The 5,172-nt window shown below is 56.4% G+C and carries 5 protein-coding genes; 1 reads left to right on the top strand and 4 read right to left on the bottom strand.

The features are described 5' to 3' along the window. Positions 1 to 306 (bottom strand): restriction endonuclease subunit S (locus DMG62_23570; GenBank protein PYY20482.1); only part of this gene is annotated, 306 nt, incomplete at its 3' end. A gap of 167 nt (positions 307 to 473) precedes the next feature. Continuing rightward, complete coding sequence (locus DMG62_23565; GenBank protein ID PYY20481.1) at positions 474 to 2,591, bottom strand: restriction endonuclease subunit M; 2,118 nt, start codon at positions 2,589 to 2,591, stop codon at positions 474 to 476. A gap of 610 nt (positions 2,592 to 3,201) precedes the next feature. Between DMG62_23565 and DMG62_23560 the strand changes: the two genes are divergently transcribed. Further along, positions 3,202 to 3,699 carry a hypothetical protein gene (locus DMG62_23560; protein ID PYY20480.1) on the top strand — a complete coding sequence of 166 codons (498 nt, stop codon included), beginning with the start codon at positions 3,202 to 3,204 and terminating at the stop codon, positions 3,697 to 3,699. Positions 3,700 to 3,959: 260 nt separating this feature from the next. On the opposite strand, the gene DMG62_23555 is transcribed toward DMG62_23560, so the two are convergent. After that, complete coding sequence (locus tag DMG62_23555) at positions 3,960 to 4,589, bottom strand: hypothetical protein (protein PYY20479.1); 630 nt, start codon at positions 4,587 to 4,589, stop codon at positions 3,960 to 3,962. Between the two features lie 245 nt (positions 4,590 to 4,834). Beyond that, on the bottom strand, positions 4,835 to 5,172 hold a 338-nt coding region (locus tag DMG62_23550), incomplete at its 5' end, for a S41 family peptidase (protein ID PYY20478.1).

The following is a 5,172-nucleotide window of genomic DNA, read 5'->3' as shown; positions in this document are numbered from 1 at the left end:
ATAACGGGTGACACCAGTTGCTGCTATTTGAAATTGCTGGTTAACCGCGCACGATTGGAGAGCACGTAATAGAAAACGCGCTAGCAATTGTTTTTTTTCGGGACGGATGATTGCAAGGTGGTAACCGCACACTAGATCAGGAGCCGTTTCGACCACAAGAGCTGGAACTGCGATGTCGTTCCACTCTTCGGAGTCCTTGGTAATTAGAATGTCGTTGATCTTAAGACCAAAGCGCTGGATTTCTTCAGGCGTTGCGGTGGTTTGCATCAATTCAATATCCGGGCGAATGCTCTCGTTGTAATACACGTCAGTGTAGTTACAGAGCCTGATTGGCAATTCTTATTCGGAAGGAACCTTATCGACGTTGCTGACCCAACATCTGGCAGAGTTTTTGAGGCGGCCTACGCTCCAATGTGCCGGAATATCCCCCAGCCACTCCACACCCGAGTACTTCAGCTTTTCGTAATGATTCTTCACGCCGTAACCTCACCCAACATGCCGGCAATTTCGCCCTCCAGCGTCTTGATCTCCGCTTCAATCTCTTCCAGCGGGCGGGGCGGCTCGTAGCGGTAAAAATGACGATTCAGCGGGATCTCGTATCCCACTTTGGTCTTGCTATGGTCAATCCAGGCGTCGGGGACGTGGGGCAGGACCTCGCGCTTGAAGTACTGTTCGATGTTTTCCTTTAATGGCACGCTTTCGCTGTCGCGCAGGTCGGGATCGGGTTCTGATTTGCCATGCTTGTCGCGGCAGATTTCCGCGGTCTCATCGCGCTCGCCGAGAGAGTTCTGAATCGCCTTGAGCTCCGACGATGAAAGGCGGATGGGATCGTCTTCATCGCCATCCACATCGAGCGCCTTCAGTTCGCTGAAGAAGACCGCGCGATCCTTATAGAGGCGCTCTCCTGTGATCTTGCCGAACTCGCGCAGCAGAGCGCGGATAGCCTCCTGGCGGCGCTCGCCTTCCGCGATTTCTTCCAGCCGGACCTTCTCGTTCTTCTTCTGGCTCGCGGCCAGCGCGCGAAATGCCGGCTCCAGTTCCAGCCGAGCGATGCGCTCCGCGCTTGCTTGAAAGTTGAGCCGCAACGGGCGTTCGACCGTGATCTTGTGAAAACCGAAGTCGGCATTGTCGAAGACCTTGCTGACTACGAGTTCTTTCTGTTTTCCATCGACGGCGAAGCTGCGCGTTTCGCCATCTCTAAAGTCGCCGTGGATGCGGGTGATCTCGCCGATCTGGTCTGGCTCGCGCTGGTCGTCGTGCGGGTCGCCGACCTTGTTGCGCTTGTTGCCCAGGCTCTTCTTCATCTTAACGAAGAACTGGCGTGCGTCGATGAGCTGGATCTTGCCCTTGCGCGGCTCTTCCTTCCGGTTGGTGAGAATCCAGATGTAAGTGGAGATGCCGGTGTTGTAGAAGAGCTGGTCGGGCAGCGCGACCACCGCCTCTAGCCAGTCGTGTTCGATGATCCACTGTCGGATATTGCTTTCCCCGCTGCCGGCATCGCCGGTGAACAGCGGCGATCCGTTAAAGACTATGCCGATGCGGCTGCCCCCTTTTTTCGCGCCGCGCATCTTCGACAGCATGTGCTGGAGAAAAAGCAGCGAGCCGTCGTTGATGCGCGGCAGGCCGGCGCCGAAGCGGCCTTCATAGCCGTAGTGCTCGGCTTCATCCCGGATGAATTTTTCCTGCTGTTTCCATTCCACGCCGAACGGCGGATTGGCCAGCATGTAATCGAAGGTGTGCTTCTTCCCATCGGCGTCGCGCTCAAAGGCGTCTTTAGAGAAGGTGTCGCCGAGACGGATCTGGTCGGCATCTTCGCGCTTGATGAGCATGTCTGACTTGCAGACCGCCCAGGCTTCGTCGTTCCAGTCTTGGCCGAAGAGAAGTGGCGTAGCCTTGTTGTTCAGCTTGCGAATGTAATCGTCGGCGACAGAAAGCATGCCGCCAGTGCCGCAGGCCGGGTCGTAGATGGTCTTCACCACGTGGCTGCGGCGCAGGTCGTTTTCCGGCGAGAGCAGCAGGTTGACCATCAGGCGGATGACCTCGCGCGGCGTGAAATGCTCTCCGGCTTCTTCGTTCGCTTGCTCCGCCCCGATGCGGATAAGCTCTTCAAAGACGTACCCCATCTGCATGTCGTCCACGCGTTCCGGGGAAAGATCGACGCGGGCGAATGCCTTCACCACCTGATAAAGAAGGTTTTTCTCCGCCATGCGTGCGATCTGCTCTCCGAAGGCGAAGCGCTCCATGACTTCCCGGACATTGGGCGAAAAACCATTGATGTACTTGTTCAGCCCCTCGGCGAGCTGCTTGGAGTCGTCGAGCACCTTGCCAAAATCGAAGCGGGCAAGATTGTAGAACGGGTAGCCGGTGATCTTTTCCAAAAGGGAACGGACCACTTTTTCCGGCTTACTCTTGACGCGTGCGTGCTCTTTAAGGACCTGTTCCTTTGTTGGACCCAATAGGCAGTCAAAGCGCCGAAGTACAGTTAGGGGAAGAATCACCTTGCGATATTCATTGCGCTTATAAGGACCGCGAAGCAGATTGCAGATGTCCCAAATGAAGCCGGCGAGCTGGCGGTGAGTTTCAATCGTCATTTGGAGCGCCTTGCGGACGTGTACGCGATGCTAGAAGTAAACCTCGCCATCCAATGAAGCGGTTTAGATAAGGCAGGTCTGAAAACACTACTAGGTGCGGAAACTGTGGTCGCCATGGGTTCTGTCGAGGGAGTGACCGCACAGTTAATCACAAATCCGCCAAGAAGCAAATAAGTGGATTACCTATTGCCAATTTGGGAAATTGATAAACAAAGATGCCCATTGACGTCTCGTGGAATCGTCGTAGAATTGCGTTCCCCAACCACATTGATGCTGAGGCCTTCTATGTCCCTGAAGTTCGTCAAACCTGAAAGACTGTCGTTAACCAACCATTCGGAATACCGAGAGACGTGGATACAACAGCGAATCGCGAAGACCCCTCGATCTCGGGTTGGGCGAACTGGTCTTGAAACCTCAAAAAACACAAGATTCTTCGACTCCGGTTTCCCACGCTGGAGAAGACGCGTGGGAACCCTCCTGCGCTCAGGATGGTGGGAGAGCAGCAATTAGCAATTAGCTACGGCAACGGCAAAATCAGCGATTAGCAATTCGCGATTGGTAATAAGGCGAAGCAAAACAAGCTAAGCAACCCGCGATAAGCTAAGGACCCATGGCAGGACCGCGCGCAGCTCCGCTTCCAGAGGGTGTGTACCTTTTTTCCGCGGTGACTGACGCGGTACACCACTACCTGTCATTCATTGAACCGGATGAGGTGTTTCGCAAGGGGCTGGCTGGAGAGGCCATTATCGGAGAGGTGGATGCAACGCTTTCCGTCTCTCCCGCTCATTTCCGCCGAAATTCGGTCTTCAAGGCTTTTCTGCACGAGGTGATCGCGCGGGTGGCGCCGACGCTTCCCGAATCGAAACAGCAGGCGCGGGAGCTGCAGAATGGATTCCTGTTTGTCATCGACGCGCGCGTGCCCGATCCTACGGGAGAGATACTGCCGGAGGACATCATGGGGGCCTTTCGCGTCGCCGATGGAGAAATCGTTCCCGACTCCTATCAGATCAACGAGAACCATCGTCTGGTCAGCGATAAAGGTCTGTTCCGCTTGCATCCTGCGATCCACGCTGAGCTGCTGAGGGAGTTGCGGGAGGAGCAGCGATAGGGGAGCGCAGCAATTACCTAAAGGGCAGCAATAAGCAATAAGCGATTAGCGATTAGCAATTAGCTACTGCAACAGCGAGGGGACAGGTTACGGGGGACAGGGAACAGGAAGAATCGGGTGATCGGGTCATCCGGTGATCGGGTGAAGTCAGAACCGCCGGCAGTAGCCGGTGGTGAAGTTAAGGGCAAGAGCACCGATTAGCGATTAGCAATTAGCTACGGCAAGAGCGACGGGACAATTGCAGGTTGCAGGGCAGACCATCACGGGGCTGAGAGGAATTGGATGATTTCTTCTAGGACTTGTTTTCCTTCTCCTGTTTCAAAAAGGAACTGGGCGTGGGCGGACCCTTTGACGACGATGAGTTTTTTGGGATCGGGCGCCTTATCGTAGTAGGCGCGGATTTCGGGGAGGCGGGGACCGGCGGAGTTGGCGTCATCGCGGGCTACGATGAACAGCTTGCGTCCCTGGAGCTTCTCGGGCGGACAGTTGGGGGCGGCTGCCATGATCACTAAGCGCTCGATCTCTCCGGGACGAGCGTGGCACGAGGCGTCGGCTGCGGCGCCTCCGCCGAAGCTGGCTCCTACTACGGCGACGTGCTTGGCGCCGCTCTTTTCCAGGTAGCGGACGGCGGCGAGCACGTCCCAGTAGACCGGTGCGCTGTACAGGTCGGACTGGCCTGGTCCGCGGGAGTCGCCGTAGCCGCGGAAGTCGATGGCGATGGCGCGAAATCCTGCATCAACCAGGGCTTGCGCCTGTTTCGCCCAGCTCTCCTTATTGAACTGTCCGCCGTGCGCCAGCACCACGCCGCGATCGCCTTTGCCGTAGACCAGCGCCTGGATAGAGCCGCCATCTTCGGTGGTGAGGCTGACGCGCTCCTGCGCCGCGCACATCCCGGCCAGGATCAGGACTAAAGGAAGCAATAAGCAATTAGCAATTAGCAATCAGCTACCGTAACAGCAAAAGCGGCGATCAGCAATTAACGATAAAGCAATTAGCTGAGTCAACGGCAACACCCGGCCGGGGGCGGCCGGTGCTCCTACGCAACACCGGCGGCTTTTCGCCGCCGGTGTTGCTTATCGCTTATTGCTAATCGCTAATTGCTGCTGTTGCCGTAGCTAATTGCTGCTTTTGCCGTTTACTGCGCGGTTGCTGCTGCGGAGGTTCCGGCATTCGCTCTTGCGCTGGTGCGTTCGGCGATGATGTGTTTTGCGTTGTCAGCCAGCTCCTTGGCTTGGGGCAACAGCTCCAGGGCCTTCACCACCTGCGGATCGCTCTCGGCCTGTACCTTCAGGCCTTCCTGCTGTCCAAATTCGGAGACGAACAGTTCTGCCTTGATGTGGGAGGCAATCCAATCCTGCACGCCGACGATATCGGCTTCGTTGTAGGTGATCTTCTCACCGTCGAGGAACTTGCGGAAGTCCTGGAGGACGGCGTCGTTCACCTGGAAATCTTTGCCGACATGGCGATTGAACA

This window comes from Acidobacteriota bacterium, assembly GCA_003225175.1.
Taxonomy (GTDB): Bacteria; Acidobacteriota; Terriglobia; order Terriglobales; family Acidobacteriaceae; genus Gp1-AA112.
This window is presented reverse-complemented; position numbering and strand designations above follow the sequence as displayed.

What these genes read in the sequence shown, in the direction of transcription:
- DMG62_23560 (PYY20480.1), top strand. Translation starts at nt 3,202, where the DNA reads ATGGCAGGACCGCGCGCAGCTCCGCTTCCAGAGGGTGTGTACCTTTTT.
- DMG62_23555 (PYY20479.1), bottom strand. Translation starts at nt 4,589, where the DNA reads ATGTGCGCGGCGCAGGAGCGCGTCAGCCTCACCACCGAAGATGGCGGC.
- DMG62_23565 (PYY20481.1), bottom strand. Translation starts at nt 2,591, where the DNA reads ATGACGATTGAAACTCACCGCCAGCTCGCCGGCTTCATTTGGGACATC.